Below are 16,421 nucleotides of genomic sequence, written 5' to 3'. Positions count from 1 at the left end.
AAAATAGATTCATATTTTTAGAGAAGACTGTGGGATGTATCGCTTACAGTCTTCTTTATTGATAGAATTGAAAGCGGTATTTATTGGGGTGTGCCCTTTCATATTGATGTAAATGTGACATTCGCTGTATAAATCAGTATAATAGAGGTCTAGGGTAAAAAAGTGAAAGTATGGAGTGAGTTCATGTCAAAAGTTATTATTGCTGAAAAACCATCGGTGGCACGAAATATAGCCGATGCCGTTGATGCAAAACAAAGAAGAGATGGGTATTTTCTTGGAAAAGACTATATCGTTACATGGGCTTTTGGTCATCTTCTCGAGTTGCTGGATACAAAAGAATATGATGAAAAAATGTCCAGTTGGAGGATGGATAACTACCCCTTCATCCCCGAGACATTTAAATATAAGATTAAGACCATTCAGGGCAGTCGGGATGAAACTGATCCAGGAGCCGCTAAGCAAATAAACCTTATTCGGTCCCTGATAGACCAAGAGGATGTGACAGGCATTATATCTGCCTGTGACTATGATCGTGAAGGTCAAATCATTGGGGACATTATCCTTGATTACTTAGAAGTGGACAAGCCAGTTGAGCGACTTCTTCTAAATGAATGGACCCCTGATGAAGTAAAAAGCGGTCTTGAAAAACTTATATCCAACAAGGAAATGACCCCCCTTAAAGATGCTGGCATCAGCCGGCAATGGGCGGACTGGATTATAGGTATAAATTTAACGTCTGTTGCCACACTCAAGTATCAGAGGGGTGGTGGCAAGGCGCTAAACATTGGACGCGTTTTGTTGCCGACCTTAAAAATAATATATGACCGTGACAAAGAAATAGAAAACTTTGTTTCGGAGGAGTTTCATAAACTCAAGGTACAGTTCGAATCCAGTCAGGGCGAAAAGTACGATGGCTTTTATATGGAAGATAAGAAAGACAAGTTCGAAAAGAAAGAGGATTTGGAGTTTATAAAACAGGCCATTAAGGGGAAAATGGCAGAAATAGCGGATAAGACCTCTGAAAAAAAGCGAGAATATCCCCCTTATCTTTTCAACCTGTCTGGACTCCAAGGCTATGTCACCAGTAAAAACAAGGGGTGGACATCAGATAGGGTTCTTAAGGTGGCCCAGAGCCTATATGAGAAAAAGCATATTACCTATCCCAGAACAGCCAGTTTAGCTCTGGAAGAAACGCTGGTACCAAAAGCCAAGAAAGTTCTTGATATTGTTAAACGGGGCAAGGCTTATGAGAAAGATGTAAAATTTCATACCAGTTCACGTGTTTTCAATAATAAAAAAGTAGAAAGTCACAGTGCCATAATGCCAACATATATGGTTCCAAAAAAATTGCCAGCTGATGAGAAAATTGTTTATGAAGCGGTTGTAAACCGGTTTATAATGCAGTTTATGCCTGTTGCTGAACATGAAGAAGCCAGCCTGACGAGCCGGGTTAAGACGGAATCAGGTCAGTGGGACTTTATATCAAAGGGGCGTATTCAACTGGTTAAGGGCTGGAAACAGGTTGAAGACATTCAGTCTAAAAACGTATCCCTTCCTGCCGTTGAAACAGGGGATCGAGTATCAGTCAAGCGGTCTAATATCCAGACCAAGGGGACAAAACCACCCAAGCATCATACGGAGAAAACCTTGCTTCGCGTTATGGAGACCTGTGGCAAAAAGTTTAAAAAGCAGGATTCTGAAGAAATGATTAGTGCCATATTATCCGGTTTTAGTATAGGCACACCTGCCACAAGGGCTGAAACCATAAATAAGCTCAAGTATGTTGGGTATGTAGGCATGAAGGGCAAGTCCCTTGTGGTTACAGAGATGGGAAGACGTTTGGTAGAGATGTTTCCAATTAAAGAACTTTTTGACCTTGAGTACACAGGTCGCCTGGAAAAAGCACTCTTTGATATTGGAAAAGCCAATTATGGTAAAGATGAGTTTTTAAACAATATTTACAGCTTTACGAAAGATGCTGTCAAGGCCATTAAACAAGATGATTTTCATGTGATTAATGTGGTTGATGAAGATGGTCAACAAAATGGAAAGTATGAAGATGATAGAGAAGTCTTGGGTAAATGTCCAAACTGCGGCAGTGATGTTGTAGAAGGGGAAAAAGGCTTTGGCTGTACCAATTGGCGTGGTGGTTGCAAATTTGTTTTATGGAAGAATGACAAATTCCTGAGAACCCTAGGGGTTCGCATGACAAAAGAAACAGTCGTTAAGCTCCTTGAGAATGGTCGGGTGTATGGCAGTGGTCTTAAGAGCAAAAAAGGCACAAGATTTTCAGCCTTTTTGTCTTATGAAAAAAATGAGGACAATGACTATTTTAGTTGGAAGATGACCTTTAAATAGAAAATGAAATTAATAAGAACCATTCCGTGTATTAGATTTATATCTTAGGAATGGTTCTTTTTTTCATCATCAATGTGAAAATAAGTGGTTAAAATCACACTCCGACTATGTACTATTTCAAATTTTGTCTTGTTTTGCCATACTTCTATGGATCTTTAAGGCATAGTATCATAAATGAAAATGATAGGCAATTCTGACAATAAACGCCCGCTAGGCATATTAAAAGTTAAATTGATATAATATTATGGATACTTTCTTTGAAAAAGGATATCATTATATATAGAGACACCAGTTAAGTGTAGTATTAAGACTTGGGAAAATGAAAACACAGTCTTCTAGTGATATAATGATATAAATGCCACTAGAATTAATAGATCACGCTATTACATTTTTTATGTCATTATAAATGTAATACATGGTTTTCTAAGTTGATCATACGCATTAAAAAATGAATGAAAAAGTGGAAGGAGGCGCAAAATGGAAATAATCAATAGAGAAAAAGTTCAAGCCAGACTTGAAGCACTTAAGAATATAGACCTATACATTCATATGGAAATGACCATGGGTGCCTATACATCACATAGAGATCAATCTGTACATCCTGCATCAAATTTTATCAAGAACGCAAAGATCAAGTTTGAGCATGGAATGATCACTGAAGAAAGCCCTTATAGAGTGGGTCTTAAACTAGAGGGTGGATGGGTGTACGCCGAAGGCATGACCCACTGGGATGAAACAGAAAATGATAGATTGATACTTTCAGGCAATGCCAAGGATGGCAAGTTGATTGCTGCCCTTCAGCTCAGTAAAGAACCCTTTTAGGAAATGAGGAAAGACTATGAAAATGGATAAAGTGCTTGTTGTTCTTCCCCATCCTGATGATGAGGTTTTCCCGATGTCGGGCACGCTTTCAAAGCTTATAAGCGAAGGCAGTCATGTGACTTATGTGTGTCTAACCCTGGGAGAAATGGGAAGAAATTTAGGCAATCCTCCCTTTGCCAGTCGTGTGACCCTGCCAAGTGCAAGAGAAAAAGAACTTCGTGCGTCCTGCAAAGTGCTCGGCATAAGTGATTTAAGGCTTATGGGTTTTCATGATAAAACCATTGAGTTTGAACCCTATGAATATATAGATGGAAAAATCAAAGAGGTTATAGAAGAAGTTAATCCAGATGTTATTTTCACCTTCTATCCAGGCTATGGCGTTCACCCAGACCATAATGCATGCGGCGCCTCTGTGATTAGAATTGTAAGGTCTATGAATGCAGAGGACAGACCGACTGTGCTGTGCACAGCTTTTCCAACAGCCAATGACCTTGGAAAACCCCAAGTGGTGAATAATATTAGCGACTATATCGAGCAAAAAATGGGGGCCTTAAAGGCTCATAGCTCCCAGTTTAGACTTCCAGACCTTCTCAAAACTTGGAAGGAGACTGAAGAAGATTTTATGAAGCGCATTAAGACGGAACGTTTCTGGATATATAATTTCAATGAATAAAATTGATTGTGTTACTAATTAGTGATAAGGTAATAATATGATAAAAGATAAAAACACCTACGATGAGCAAGATCAGTTGAATTTAAAATTGGTGGTAGGCCTGCACAGGTCACTCCAAAAAGATGTGAAAAGTTTAAATGCAACCCTGGCTGAATATGGTTTAACCACAGCCCAGTTTGGTGTGCTTGAGACCCTCTATCACAAAGGCGATCAACGCATCTGCGAGATCATTGACAAGACCCTTTCAACAAGTGGAAATATGACAGTGGTCATTAAAAATCTCGAGAAACTAGGATATATTTCAAAATCAAAGGACCCAAATGATGGAAGGGCCAGCATCATTGCCTTAACCGAGGCGGGCAAAAAGCTTATCTCTGAGATCTTTCCCATACATTTAAAGGCCCTCCGAGAAGTGTTTAAATCCCTAAACAATGAAGACAAGAAAACCCTGTCTGACCTTTTGAAAAAAATGAATGGTCTATAAGTAGTAAGCTAAGATAGTATGCTGTTTTCAGCGTACTATCTTTTTGCTTGCCTAGAAATTGATTATACCATCAGAGACTTCAGTGTTTATAAACGAATAGACAATTAGAACAATGAGAAATTCTTTGATCTTAAGCACCTCGTAGATGATAAAATACGAGGCGTTTTCTAAGCTGAAAGTTGTGAGCACTTCTTATTGTTGCATGGTAAAACAATCTAAAGCTAATTACCAAAATTCTAAAGAATTATAAATAAGGCCTGAGTGCTTCATTGTATTACAGGAAATGGGCATTAATGAAAGTAAGAATCAAAATGGATATTAATTATAATCTAGGATAAGTTTTAGTTTGAATTTGATATGTTTGGAGGGTGAACAATGAGCGTTAGAACAAAGATAATAGGCGCATTTTTAATAGGACTATCCTTAATTGTCATCAATGTGGTGGTTATTTTCATAGGCCTCAATATGCAGTCTGATGATGCACTTCTCATTAACATTGCAGGTCGACAGAGGATGTTGAGTCAAAGAATAAGCAAGAATGCATTTATTCTATTGTCGGATGTTTCCAGTGAAGAATCTGTAGAAAGAGCACGAAGTGAGTTAATGGGTGCCGTAAATTTATATGATGCCACACTTAGAGGCATGTTATATGGTGGAGCTGTGACCGATACAAGCGGTGAACTCATTGAAATTGAGGCTATTTCTGATTCGACTGGGAACTTATCAAAAACCAATGAATTATGGGAACCCTTTAGAAACAATGCCCTACTTGTACATAATGACCTAGATAGGGCGGCGGCGCAGTATATTTCATCAAATAACAACGCACTACTAGCAAGTTCCAATAGTGTTGTGGTGGATTTGCAAAGCCAGGCTGAAGAAAAACTGGCTTTTATAAAAAGGTTTCAGTATTATGTTGTGACACTGTCGGTTGTGACCATGCTGATTGTGACAGGTCTTGTTCAAAAGCAAATTGTTGACCCTATTAAAAAGATGGCTGATATTTCTAAGAAGTTATCCGTGGGGGATTTGAATCAAAATATGGACTTTGCTTCAAAGGACGAAATTGGCACACTGGCCACATCTTTTAATCAAATGATAAGCAACATGAATAGACAGGCTCTTGTTGCAGAAAAAATAGCAGATGGCATTTTTGATGAAAAAATTGAAGTCCTTTCAGAACATGATGTTCTCAATAAGAACTATATCAGGATGACCGATAATTTAAAAAGTATGAAGGAAGAAGCCCTTGATCTAGCCAAAGAAGCCAGAAAGGGAAACTTGAACTATAGGGGAGACAGCACAAAGTTCCGAGGCGGATGGCGTGACATGATCGACCACTTGAATGAACTCATTGACGCTGTGGAGTCTCCGATTGCATTTGTATCTGACTATATTGGAAATTTATCTAGCGGAAAGAAAGTTCCAGTTGTTGTCTCTAAAGGCAGCCGAACGAATGAAGTCATTGATCAGTTCACTGGACAAGGGGTCGACATTTTCGAAAATGACTATCAGGGTGATTTTGGGAGAATGGTAGACGACTTAGAAGATGTACGGCACTCCATTCAGCTCCTTATCGAAAATGTTACAAAGCTTGTTGACAGCGCTCAAGAGGGGAATCTATCATATAGGGCAAACACATCAGAACTGGATGGTTTCTGGAAGACAATAATTGAAGGATTCAATGAATCTCTCGATTCAATGGTCGAGCCAATTAATGAAGCGGCCCATGTGCTTAGCGAGATGAATCATGGTAACTTGCGTATTCAGGTCAAAGGTGAATACAAGGGGGATCATTCAAGAATTAAAAATGCCCTCAACCAGACCATCGTCTCCCAAAGACGATATATTGATGAAATATCAAGTGTTTTAAGGGCTATGTCAGAAGGTAATATGGATGTATCTGTTCAAAATGAATATAAGGGTGATTTTACTGAAATCAAGGCATCCCTAAACACAATTATTGAATCTATGAACACCATGCTAACTGATTTTAAGGACGCTGCAATTCAAGTAGCAACGGGTTCAGATCACGTTTCAGATTCAGCACAAATGCTCTCAGAAGGAGCATCACAGCAGTCAAGCACGCTTGAATCCATTAGGGATTCTGTTGAAGAAGTGTCCCAGCAGACAGCGGTGAATGCAGACAGTGCTAGGAAAGCCAACGAGCTTTATAGCACGGCCCATGAGATTGCCATTGAAGGCAATGATTATATGAAAGAAATGCTGCGGGCCATGTATGATATTAATGAGTCTTCATCAAACATTTCAAATATCATAAAGGTTATTGATGAAATTGCATTTCAGACCAATATTCTTGCCCTTAATGCTGCCGTTGAAGCTGCGCGAGCTGGAGAACATGGTAAAGGATTTGCTGTGGTTGCAGAAGAAGTTCGTAATCTTGCTGCAAGAAGTGCCAGTGCTGCAAAAGAGACAACTGAGCTCATTGAGAGCTCTATTTCCAAAGTGGACCATGGAACAGCCATCGCAAATAAAACATCTGATGCCCTCGATAGGATTGTTAAGGGCATTAGTGAAACGACAGATATTGTTGAAGAGATTGCGACCGCATCCGTGAACCAGTCAAAGGCTATTACAGGCATCAATGACGGTATAGCACAAGTGACAGGTATAACCCAAACAAATGTGCAGGCAGCACAAAAGAGTGCAGCTGCAAGCCAAGAAATGTCCGCTCAGGCAGATGTGCTTGAAAATATGATTCGAGCATTCCGCTTAACCTCAGATACGCATAAAAAGCAGTCAGGCATGAAAATGAATAAAGCCACAGGTTAATACAGAAATAAGTATACTCAGGTGTTTTCAAAGCACTCAGGTTGGAATAGTTCTTTAAAAAAACTTCTGGAAGTCATTTGACTTCCAGAAGTTTTTCGTGTTTATAAATGCTTTTTTGAAGTTTATGCTAATAAGTTTATTCTATTTCAATATAATTTGACGTTTCTTGCTTTATTTTCTTTTGAATCTCAATTTTGAGAACACCATCATCAAGTTTTGCACGAATACCTTGATCATCCATATCCCCTAGGAAGACATTTCGAGACATGGAAGAGAAGCGTCTTTCTCGATGAATATAGTTGCCATTGTTCTCTGTGTTTTCCTCTTTTTTCTCAACGGAAATGTTGAGTTTGCCTTCATGAGCTGATATTTTAATGTCTTCCTTGTTCATTCCAGGCATTTCAGCCTCGACTAGATAATGGTCGTCCATATCTTGAACATCAATCTTAAAAGTGTCCGAAGCCAGACTTCTTCTCATAGGCCAAGCGTCTGAAAAAAAGTCGTCTAGCATATTCTGAAAATCTCCAAAACCTGCATTCATCAAATCATTTCTTTTCCTATTGAAAGGTACGAGTCCTGACATGAATCACCACTCCTTTTCATATTTTCATCTTTTGTTAGCACTCTAATCCAACGAGTGCTAATCTCTAATTATTATATATCATGGTTCTTTCGAATATGCAATACATGTCATAAAAAGTTCAAGAATTATTTACAGGGGGTTAAAAAACTAAAATTATTTATGGGGGACTAAAAAAATGTGAAGGAATGCAAGAAAAAGCTTTTGACCAGTTCTTGACATTTAAGTGTTAATATAGTTGTGGAGGAGGTCGTATGCCATGACTCATATACTAATTGTTGAAGATGATTCTTCCATCTCTCAACTTATTCAGATGACATTTAAACACACTGGTTTTCATCCACTTTGTGCAAGTGGGGTGAAAGAAGCACGTTCAATCTTGAAATCAAATAGTGTGGATTTTGCAGTCATAGACATTGGACTTAAAGATGGATTAGGCTATGAACTGGTCCATCATATTAAACTGCAAAAGATCCCATTCTTGTTCTTGACAGCAAGGGGGCATTTAACTGAGAAAATATACGGAATAGACATGGGGGCTGATGATTATATTGTAAAACCATTTGAACCCCTTGAACTGGTTGCCCGAATAAAAATGATACTTAGAAGAACAGAGGGTCTTGTATCAAAAGTACGTAGGTTTGGAGACCTAAGCTTGAACACAGAATCAAGGCAAGTGATGGTTAGAAATGAACCCATTGCCCTTTCGCCAAAGGAGTTTGAACTACTAGAAATCTTGACAAGGACACCAGATAGAACTTATAGCAGAGAACTTTTACTAGAAAGCATTTGGGGCTATGAGGCGTATGGATCTACAAGAACAGTTGATACCCATATACTCACACTAAGACAAAAAATAGGTTCTACATATATTCGAACTGTTTACAAGGTGGGATATGCCTTTTCAGGTGATCCATCATGAAGCTCAAATATAAACTTACCTTATATATCGCCCCCTTTTTCATTATGCTCATCACTATATTGAGCTTTTGGGGATCTCATTCTATGATTGATGGACTAAAGCAAAATAGTCGACAAGAGGCTATAAAACAAACCAGAAATATTGCTTGGTTAATCAAGAAGGCGGTTGTAAATTCAGGGGGATCAGGTAGAGGGATTAATCAGTCTGTACATCTCATAGATAATTTTATTCAAGATGGAGAACAACTCTATTTATTTAAAAGTGGTGGAGAACTCTTTCATAGAACCACGTCGAGTGGGCTGGAGCATCTGGAAATAAGTTATGAAAAGTCAGGTGGAGAGTTGACATCTCAGTTCATAAGATATGGGGATCAACTTTTTTTGAAAACATCAATGGATTTTGAAATCCTCTCAAGGCCTTTAACCCTTGTGAGACTTGTTGATACAAGTCACCTCGATATAATTTACATGGACTATGTTATAAAAAGTACATTTATTTATATTGGACTTTTCTTGCTGGGATTTTTCAGCCTATTCCTTATGATAAGGCAGTTGTCAAAGCCCATTCAAGACCTTTTTGTAGAAATTGAAAATGTGAAGTGCGCAAGACCGCGAACCAGTGTGGTCTTAAAAGGTGTGACTGAGTTTGATGACCTTGCAAGTGCCTTCAATGAATTAATGCTTATGCTTGAAGAAAGACATGCAAAAGTGGAATACGAAAGAGACATTCGGCAAAATTTTATTGACACCTTGCGCCATGAAATGCGTACACCTCTAACTTCCATCATTGGATATAGTGATTTGATGCGCAGGGATGTTTTATCAAGAGAAGACATTATTACATCATCCCAATCCATTTATGCAGAGGCAAGGCGTTTATGCCAAATGAGTGATGCTCTTTTATATGGACTCATGGCAAATGGCGAAATAGAGCTAGAAAATATATCCACGAAGTGTTTGGTGAATGACTTGGTTTCATCGTATAAACATAAACTTTGTGATAAAAATTTACATGTGAAAAGCACTATAAAAATCGAGCATCTAAAGGCCAATAAAATTCTACTCTTTCAGGCTATTGGAAACTTAATGGATAATGCCATTAAAGCATCTTGTAGGAATGGGGAGATTTTGATGAATATTCACGAAAAGGGAATTGAACTAATAGACTATGGCTGTGGCTTAAAAAAAACCAGTGCAGATCAGAAAGAATATGCTGAGGGATTTGGATTCGGTCTTCATATTGTTAGGGAGATAGCAAGTGCACATGGCTGGATTGTTAAGATAGAAAACCATGATTCGCGTGGCGTGCGGGCACAGATTTTATTCAATGAATCTTGACAAGTTCTTGATAATGACTGGAGATACTCTGTACATTTTCCGTTTATACTGTCCTTGCGAAGAAAAAGAAAAACGAAGGAGGACAAAGATGAAAGAAATGAAGTTAAAACAGTTAAGCCTTATATGCATGATTGGACTTGTTTTTATAAGTCTCGTAGGATGTAGGGTGCCTGCTGATGAAATCATTGTTGTGGAAGAAGAGTCTGAAAGTGAGGGCATAGAGTTTTTTATTCCTGAATATACAGATTGGTCTGGGGTTTTTATGTCAAGGGTTATGGGGCCATATTTTTTTATAGTCAGTCAAAATTCCCAAAGTCATAATCTGGATGTGAGTAAGGTTCCATTCTTTGATAGCAATTGGACGGAAAATGAAAGGGTATGGAGCAATAATTATATTATAGAGAATAAGCCTGATTTTATCTCCTTGGCATGGAATATGGTTTCAGTGGACAAAGACAAGCTACTTGACCTAAAGACTCAAGATGATTTTGATGAAGAAATATATGATCGTGTCCCTGAGTTAACAAACCCTTATATAGTGCCTTTGGGAGTGTATATGAATAACTATCAAGTTAGAAAAAGTGAATTGATGCGGGTTTTTAATGATGACGAGATGGAAGAGCTAAAGGGTTTATCTTTACTGGAAATACTGGATAAGTATTATGAAAAAAATGATTCCAATAGGAACTTATCTCCAGGTGACTTGCTAGATATTGCATCTGAAAATGATCCGCTGGCCCTGCCAACACTGGCTCGAATCCATCATAAAAGGTTAAATGAGGAGGACACAATAAAACTTGTTAAAAAGGCTTTTGAGCTTAAAGACAAGTGGAATATAGACTTTTCGAATAAGGAAGGGGTTCTTACGGGGCAGATGTCTTCAAATGGGCTAAATTCAGATGAAGTTCATGATTTGAAAGAGAATGAATTATATGTTTTGAGACCAAGCTTTGCTGACCCCATCGTTTATGGAGTGGCCACTTCAGCAGGTCGTGAAGATACATATGTATTTGAAAAGTTTGTTTCGAGCATGCTTGAAGACAAGGGGCAAAAAAGCCTATATCTGCTTTCTAAAAGCGATTTGTATGGGGCCTGTTTTAGTCCTGTTATAAAAGGTTTTTATGAAAATACGCCTGTAGAAGATGAAAGGCTTGACTATGGCGTAAAGACAGCAAGAAGATTTTATGTGGACTGGCTCGATAATGGTCCGTGGGAACCGGCTTTAATGTACCAAGAAAAAACCTACGATCAGTTTGGGCGATTAAATAAATTAATATATAGAACATTAGAAAGTGAATCACCAGACTGGGAAGCCTTTGAAAAACAGGTCAAAGAGATTCTAAATGATGGTGCTTAAAATGAGATTTAAAGTAGGATACTAAAGATGAGACCAAGTTGTCTATCATACGACATCGCCTTCAAGGTGATGTCGTTTTCTTGTGTTCCCCTGCCTGAACTGCTATAATTCTAATGTTGCAATTTTATATATGAGCGACATGCAAAATAGTAAAAATGTTCTTAGCCTATTTTGAATAAGTATAGATGAATCAAGAATTTTATTTTTGTGTCTATTTAAATATATAATAGAGCATATAAAAGGGCATGAACTGATATTTTGCATACGCCAAGTAAAATCATAATAAATATAATTAGACAGATGAAGCGTAGAGCGTTGCAACCTATAGAAACATTGACTCTTCAAAAGGCAAGGTATGGAGGAAAACATGACTGAACTACTGGCTCCAGCAGGAAATATGGAAGCTTTAAAGGCTGCCATTTCTAATGGTTGTAATGCAATATACTTAGGTATGCAAAAATTTGGTGCACGTGCCTATTCATCTAATTTTGACCTAGAAACATTAGAGGAAGCTGTTAAGTATGCCCACCTTAGAGATGTAAAAATTTATGTGACAATGAATACCATTGTCTTTGAAAATGAAATTGAGGAAATGAAAACCCAGATGGACGCACTTAATAACATTGGTGTGGATGGTGTTATTGTTCAGGATCTGGCTGCTTTCGATTATATGGTTAGTAATTTTACCGATATGGAGGCCCATTGTTCAACACAAATGGGCATAGATGACTTAGAGGGCACATTACTATTAAAAGATCTTGGTGCAAAGCGGGTTGTACTGTCTCGTGAATTGGAAATAGAAAAGGTCAAAGAGATCAGAAAAATGGCCAAGGTGCCCCTTGAAATATTTGTACATGGTGCCCTGTGTATTTCCTACTCAGGAAACTGCCTTATGTCGGGTCTGATTGGCTACCGAAGCGGGAACAGGGGCAGATGCGTAGGTTCATGTAGAAAGCCTTTTGAACTCCTTGATAAAACAGATGGCACAAGCTTAGGAAAAAGCTACATTTTGTCAGCCAAAGATCTAAACACAATCGACCATATCAATGACTTAAAAGGGATAGACTCCCTAAAAATCGAAGGGCGGATGAAAGAACCTGCCTATGTGGCCAATGTTGTGTCAAAATATCGCAAAGCACTAGATAATACAGTGACAGAAAAAGATAAAGATGACCTTTATAAAACATTCAATAGAACATACACAAAGGGCTATCTCTTTCATGAAGACAAGAAAGACATCACCAATATATTAAGACCAAACAATAGCGGTTTCGAGGTCGGTCGAATCAGTAAGACAATGAAGGGTATGTACGAGATCACGTTGACACGTCCCTTAAATCAAAACGACATTATTAGAATCAGCCATAACAATGAAGACATCAACTTAACAGTTGTAAAGCTCTACGACAGAGATGGCAACTTGGTCAACAGTGCTGACAAAGTGTGCTATATCAAGATTAAAGAGAAACTCTCAAAGGGTGACTTGGTGTATATCTCAAAGGATGTCCAGTATTATAAAGAACTGGAAACCTCTCTAGATAAAGAGTTTAAGCGTTTTAATCTCGACATGAAGGTGTATGCATATCCTGGAGCCAAACTCATAGTAGATGCTGAGGGACTGGGCTGTAACTATATGTACGAGAGTGATGACGTCTTAGAAGAGGCCATCAATAATCCAACAAGCCGAGACCAAGTTATAAAACAGTTATCTAAGCTAAATGACAGTATTTTTGAACTGGGGCATCTGGAATTTGATGAATGCAATGCCTTTATACCGGCTAAACTACTAAATACAGCAAGAAGACAGATTGTGGATGGGCTCTACGGGTCTAAGTTAAACAGACAGAAAAAGAGAACCAAGACATCAAAATCTCCTGAAAAAATTGGTTTTGAACCTAAAAAGCCATATTTAACAGCAACAGTGAATACAAAGGCTCAGTATGATGCTTGTATTAGTCAAGGCATACATGAGGTTTACTTTGAAAACGTAATAAGAAGAAATCAAAATCAGTATAAAGAGAAAGATGGGCAAGTCCTAGTTGGCGGATACGGTGGTATTTATCACTATAAGGATAGCAATCCTTTTATTACGGACTACTCCTTGAATGTTGTTAACTCTAAGGCCTGCTATGAACTCTATAAACTAGGGGCAAAAAGGGTCACTTTGTCATACGAACTCAATAAAAAGCAAATTGATGACTTGATTCAAGCCTATAAAAAAGAAAATGACAGCTTGCCAGCCCTTGAAATGATTGTATATGGTAAGGCGCCCCTTCTTTTTACAAAATACTGTGCCATGAAAAAAATGGGCGAGTGTGGCACGTGTAAGACCAAAAGCTATGAATTAAAAGATGAGCATGGAAGCTTCCCGATTCTTTCTCACGAAGACTGCTCCATGACCATATTAAATGGGAAGAACTTAAATCTTCTTGATGAGATGTCAAACATTCAAAACATTGAAGCCTTCCGACTAAACTTTACGGTTGAATCTGAAGCAGAGGTTGTAGATATTATTAAGAAGGCTCAAAGCAAACTTGATGGAAGTGGGTTTGAGTCAGTTTTTAATCAATCAACTGATACAAGAGGACACTTTAATAAAGAGATTATGTAGTCGGATTCACTTGATGATAAAACACTTTATCAAAGGTTCGCGGTGGACTTTGGTGGTGAGGTAAGATATATCATAAAAATTAGTTTAAAAGCCCAGAATCAAGTTATAACTTGGCTCTGGGCTTTTTTAGGTTTTCATTAATGAAAACTCGGTTAAATGTGTCTAATAAAAAACGACCCTAGAGATAACTCTAAAGTCGCTTCTTAATTGGCGGGAATGTGTGAGAATCGAACTCACCTAAGACGCTCCTAACGCCTCAAAACGGTGTTGAAGACCGCAGGGCACACCAGCACCCATCCACTCCCAAATATGTGCTAAACATTGATACCACTCAATTATAAGGACTAATCTCTCCACTGTCAAGGCAAAAGTAAAGATTGGATTAAAACACAGAAAAGTTCGAATATTATTTGTATATTATACAGGCAAGACTTAGTATCAATTTACAAACACATACTGTATAATATTGTATAGAATGCTGTGGAAATGACAGTTTCAGCATATGGAGGACATCATGAAAAAAGACATCTTCAAAGGTCATTTATTTTTACTCATAGTGGTCGTGGCCAGTCTGGCATCTGGATTTATAGAGGGTTTTGTTCCCAAAATGTTTGAAGACATACTCAGACAAATGTTGTTTTTGGGAGGACCAGTGCTTGTCTATCTAGTGGTTACTAAGAAAAGCGTGGTACGGACACTGCGCTTAAATCCGATTTCTTTCAAGAATATACTGATTTTGGTGCTTGTGGCCTTTGTCATGCAGCCAGCTGTCTATTTACTGGCGTCTATAGCTCAAATCATCTTTGGCAATCAACTTGAATTCTTATTTTCTGACTTAGCCAATCAGCCATTTTGGTACCTAATTATCACCGTTGCCATTATGCCATCAATATTTGAAGAATTGGTGCTCCGAGGCGTTGTTATGGACGCATACAGGGGACAAACACTTTATACGGTCATTATTATGAACGGTCTCTTGTTCGGTCTCTTTCACATGAACTTGAACCAGTTCGTCTATACTTTTTTTATTGGTGTGGTCCTATCCTTAAGCGTCTACTATACAAACTCAATTTTCGCGGGTATGATTATTCACTTTGTGAATAACTTTTTAAGTATTTATGTTATGGCTTTTCCAGAGTCCATGTATTCCAAGTTCGAACTTTGGCTCTTTGCCCTTGAAACACCAGTGGATATTGTTAAATTCATTGTGATTGGTACAATTAGTTTCTTGCTCACATTTAGAATTGTTAATGCTATGGGCAGAAGAAACAAGAAGCACTACATACACGATGCCACACTCATAAGTTATGAACCTATCATGAATTGGCCGCTGGTTGTACTTGTGGGGCTGTTTTTATCATTTAGTATACTCCTAACCATGGCCATTTCGAGTTTTGGGTAAAAAGAACTACAACTTGTCACCTTCCTGTTACTATTAAAAGACTGGAATCAACTATAATGGCAAAAGGGAGGGTATGTCATGAAAAAAATTTTAGGACTGTTTGTGACATCTGCTCTGATCGTTACGGGTTGTCAGGCAGACAAGGCACAAGTGGGTGCGGTGGAGTACGAAACAAGACCTGCAAAGGTTGTTGAAAAAAGAGAGCCCACTGAAGCTGAAAAAATTATGGAAGACTTCAATAGACTTTTAGCAAAAGAACCAAGAGAAGATGAAGTCTATGATTTTATAAAATCTAAGATAAAAAAAGTATCAACTGAGTATGCCGATGAGTTGGTCATTGGTTACGAACGCGTTCAAAATTCAACTTTTAGAAATAGACATCAATTTATGATGAAAGATGAAGTCCAGGCCATTTGTATTAATAATTTTAAATTAGGTGGTGTGCCAGAAGACCTATCTACAGTCAAAGATGTTGGCCTTAGAATATACATCGAAGACTTGAAAAAAACAGGGTATAAACTTGTTGTAAAGGATGGCAAGTACCTGCCCGAAATTGACTATACCTTCTATGATGGATTCAAAGAATATATATCAGAAGAAATGGTGACATACTTAGACCTCATGGAATTTAGAAAGGAACTTCTTTTTGATGCAGATCAGAGGCTTCCAATCACATGGGATGAAGTCTTTGATAGAATTATAAAATTTGAAAGTTTCTTAACGCGTTTTCCAGATTCGCAAAAGCGGGATACAGTATGGCTTAACTATGAGTACTATACAAAGCTTTATTTGTATGGAACGGAAGGCACACCCGCCTTTAACCATTCTAACAATGAACTGGATGACTGGTTAAAAGTCAGCTATTCTAATATCTATTTAGGGAACACAGGCAGTGAATTTATTAAGTATTTTAGAGACTACCTCCAAGTTATGGACAGTGAAGAGTATGTGCTGACAGAAGCGGTTGACTCAGAACGAAATACAGTGCTTTATAATTTGGATATGCAGCTCATTTATTAAATTGAATTAAAACAGAAGTTTGTCACTGAGTTTACTGGTGATATTACTTTTAAAATGTATAA

At 38.0% G+C, this 16,421-nt stretch carries 12 protein-coding genes and 1 tRNA gene; 11 read left to right on the top strand and 2 right to left on the bottom strand.

Going from position 1 to position 16,421, the window contains the following annotated elements; all coding sequences use genetic code 11:
• The first annotated feature begins 183 nt into the window (after positions 1–183).
• From ACQ4KW_RS13750 to ACQ4KW_RS13730, 5 genes are all read left to right on the top strand, one after another.
• A complete protein-coding gene (locus tag ACQ4KW_RS13750; protein ID WP_430883056.1) occupies positions 184–2,358 on the top strand; it encodes a DNA topoisomerase in 2,175 nt (724 codons plus the stop codon).
• 477 nt (positions 2,359–2,835) lie between these two features.
• The gene (locus ACQ4KW_RS13745) at positions 2,836–3,180 is read left to right on the top strand and encodes a YojF family protein (RefSeq protein WP_430883055.1); all 345 of its coding nucleotides are present in this window, start codon (positions 2,836–2,838) and stop codon (positions 3,178–3,180) included.
• A 16-nt stretch (positions 3,181–3,196) separates the two neighbouring features.
• Complete coding sequence (bshB2, locus tag ACQ4KW_RS13740) at positions 3,197–3,853, top strand: bacillithiol biosynthesis deacetylase BshB2 (RefSeq protein ID WP_430883054.1); 657 nt, start codon at positions 3,197–3,199, stop codon at positions 3,851–3,853.
• A gap of 37 nt (positions 3,854–3,890) precedes the next feature.
• The gene (locus ACQ4KW_RS13735) at positions 3,891–4,337 is read left to right on the top strand and encodes a MarR family winged helix-turn-helix transcriptional regulator (RefSeq protein ID WP_430883053.1); all 447 of its coding nucleotides are present in this window, start codon (positions 3,891–3,893) and stop codon (positions 4,335–4,337) included.
• A 375-nt stretch (positions 4,338–4,712) separates the two neighbouring features.
• Positions 4,713–7,130 (top strand): methyl-accepting chemotaxis protein, encoded by a 2,418-nt coding sequence (locus tag ACQ4KW_RS13730; RefSeq protein ID WP_430883052.1) that lies wholly within the window; start codon positions 4,713–4,715, stop codon positions 7,128–7,130.
• A gap of 136 nt (positions 7,131–7,266) precedes the next feature.
• Here ACQ4KW_RS13730 and ACQ4KW_RS13725 read toward each other — a convergent pair whose 3' ends face one another.
• The gene (locus tag ACQ4KW_RS13725; RefSeq protein ID WP_430883051.1) at positions 7,267–7,713 is read right to left on the bottom strand and encodes an Hsp20/alpha crystallin family protein; all 447 of its coding nucleotides are present in this window, start codon (positions 7,711–7,713) and stop codon (positions 7,267–7,269) included.
• A 256-nt stretch (positions 7,714–7,969) separates the two neighbouring features.
• Here ACQ4KW_RS13725 and ACQ4KW_RS13720 point away from each other — a divergent pair, with 256 nt between their 5' ends.
• From ACQ4KW_RS13720 to ACQ4KW_RS13705, 4 genes are all read left to right on the top strand, one after another.
• Entirely contained in the window at positions 7,970–8,632 is a 663-nt protein-coding gene (locus tag ACQ4KW_RS13720) for a response regulator transcription factor (RefSeq protein ID WP_430883050.1), read from the top strand.
• A gap of 83 nt (positions 8,633–8,715) precedes the next feature.
• The gene (locus ACQ4KW_RS13715; RefSeq protein ID WP_430883049.1) at positions 8,716–9,969 is read left to right on the top strand and encodes a sensor histidine kinase; all 1,254 of its coding nucleotides are present in this window, start codon (positions 8,716–8,718) and stop codon (positions 9,967–9,969) included.
• A gap of 88 nt (positions 9,970–10,057) precedes the next feature.
• Positions 10,058–11,326: a hypothetical protein gene (locus ACQ4KW_RS13710; protein WP_430883048.1), complete on the top strand. Its 1,269-nt coding sequence runs from the start codon at positions 10,058–10,060 to the stop codon at positions 11,324–11,326.
• Between the two features lie 367 nt (positions 11,327–11,693).
• Positions 11,694–13,937: a DUF3656 domain-containing U32 family peptidase gene (locus ACQ4KW_RS13705; protein ID WP_430883047.1), complete on the top strand. Its 2,244-nt coding sequence runs from the start codon at positions 11,694–11,696 to the stop codon at positions 13,935–13,937.
• Between the two features lie 208 nt (positions 13,938–14,145).
• On the opposite strand, the gene ACQ4KW_RS13700 is transcribed toward ACQ4KW_RS13705, so the two are convergent.
• Positions 14,146–14,242 (bottom strand) — tRNA-Sec (locus ACQ4KW_RS13700).
• Between the two features lie 209 nt (positions 14,243–14,451).
• Between ACQ4KW_RS13700 and ACQ4KW_RS13695 the strand changes: the two genes are divergently transcribed.
• Positions 14,452–15,339 (top strand): lysostaphin resistance A-like protein, encoded by an 888-nt coding sequence (locus tag ACQ4KW_RS13695; protein WP_430883046.1) that lies wholly within the window; start codon positions 14,452–14,454, stop codon positions 15,337–15,339.
• Positions 15,340–15,417: 78 nt separating this feature from the next.
• Positions 15,418–16,359 (top strand): hypothetical protein, encoded by a 942-nt coding sequence (locus ACQ4KW_RS13690; protein ID WP_430883045.1) that lies wholly within the window; start codon positions 15,418–15,420, stop codon positions 16,357–16,359.
• Positions 16,360–16,421 lie beyond the last annotated feature (62 nt).

This window comes from Tianxiuia mixotrophica, assembly GCF_050596425.1.
GTDB lineage: Bacteria > Bacillota > Clostridia > Peptostreptococcales > Acidaminobacteraceae.
The sequence above is the reverse complement of the archived record's forward strand: the minus strand, read 5'-3'. Positions and strand labels throughout refer to the sequence as shown.

Coding starts and splice junctions, on each gene's coding strand:
- ACQ4KW_RS13720 (WP_430883050.1), top strand. CDS start 7,970: ATGACTCATATACTAATTGTTGAAGATGATTCTTCCATCTCTCAACTT.
- ACQ4KW_RS13690 (WP_430883045.1), top strand. CDS start 15,418: ATGAAAAAAATTTTAGGACTGTTTGTGACATCTGCTCTGATCGTTACG.
- ACQ4KW_RS13705 (WP_430883047.1), top strand. CDS start 11,694: ATGACTGAACTACTGGCTCCAGCAGGAAATATGGAAGCTTTAAAGGCT.
- bshB2 (WP_430883054.1), top strand. CDS start 3,197: ATGAAAATGGATAAAGTGCTTGTTGTTCTTCCCCATCCTGATGATGAG.
- ACQ4KW_RS13710 (WP_430883048.1), top strand. CDS start 10,058: ATGAAAGAAATGAAGTTAAAACAGTTAAGCCTTATATGCATGATTGGA.
- ACQ4KW_RS13750 (WP_430883056.1), top strand. CDS start 184: ATGTCAAAAGTTATTATTGCTGAAAAACCATCGGTGGCACGAAATATA.
- ACQ4KW_RS13725 (WP_430883051.1), bottom strand. CDS start 7,713: ATGTCAGGACTCGTACCTTTCAATAGGAAAAGAAATGATTTGATGAAT.
- ACQ4KW_RS13745 (WP_430883055.1), top strand. CDS start 2,836: ATGGAAATAATCAATAGAGAAAAAGTTCAAGCCAGACTTGAAGCACTT.
- ACQ4KW_RS13715 (WP_430883049.1), top strand. CDS start 8,716: ATGATTGATGGACTAAAGCAAAATAGTCGACAAGAGGCTATAAAACAA.
- ACQ4KW_RS13730 (WP_430883052.1), top strand. CDS start 4,713: ATGAGCGTTAGAACAAAGATAATAGGCGCATTTTTAATAGGACTATCC.
- ACQ4KW_RS13735 (WP_430883053.1), top strand. CDS start 3,891: ATGATAAAAGATAAAAACACCTACGATGAGCAAGATCAGTTGAATTTA.
- ACQ4KW_RS13695 (WP_430883046.1), top strand. CDS start 14,452: ATGAAAAAAGACATCTTCAAAGGTCATTTATTTTTACTCATAGTGGTC.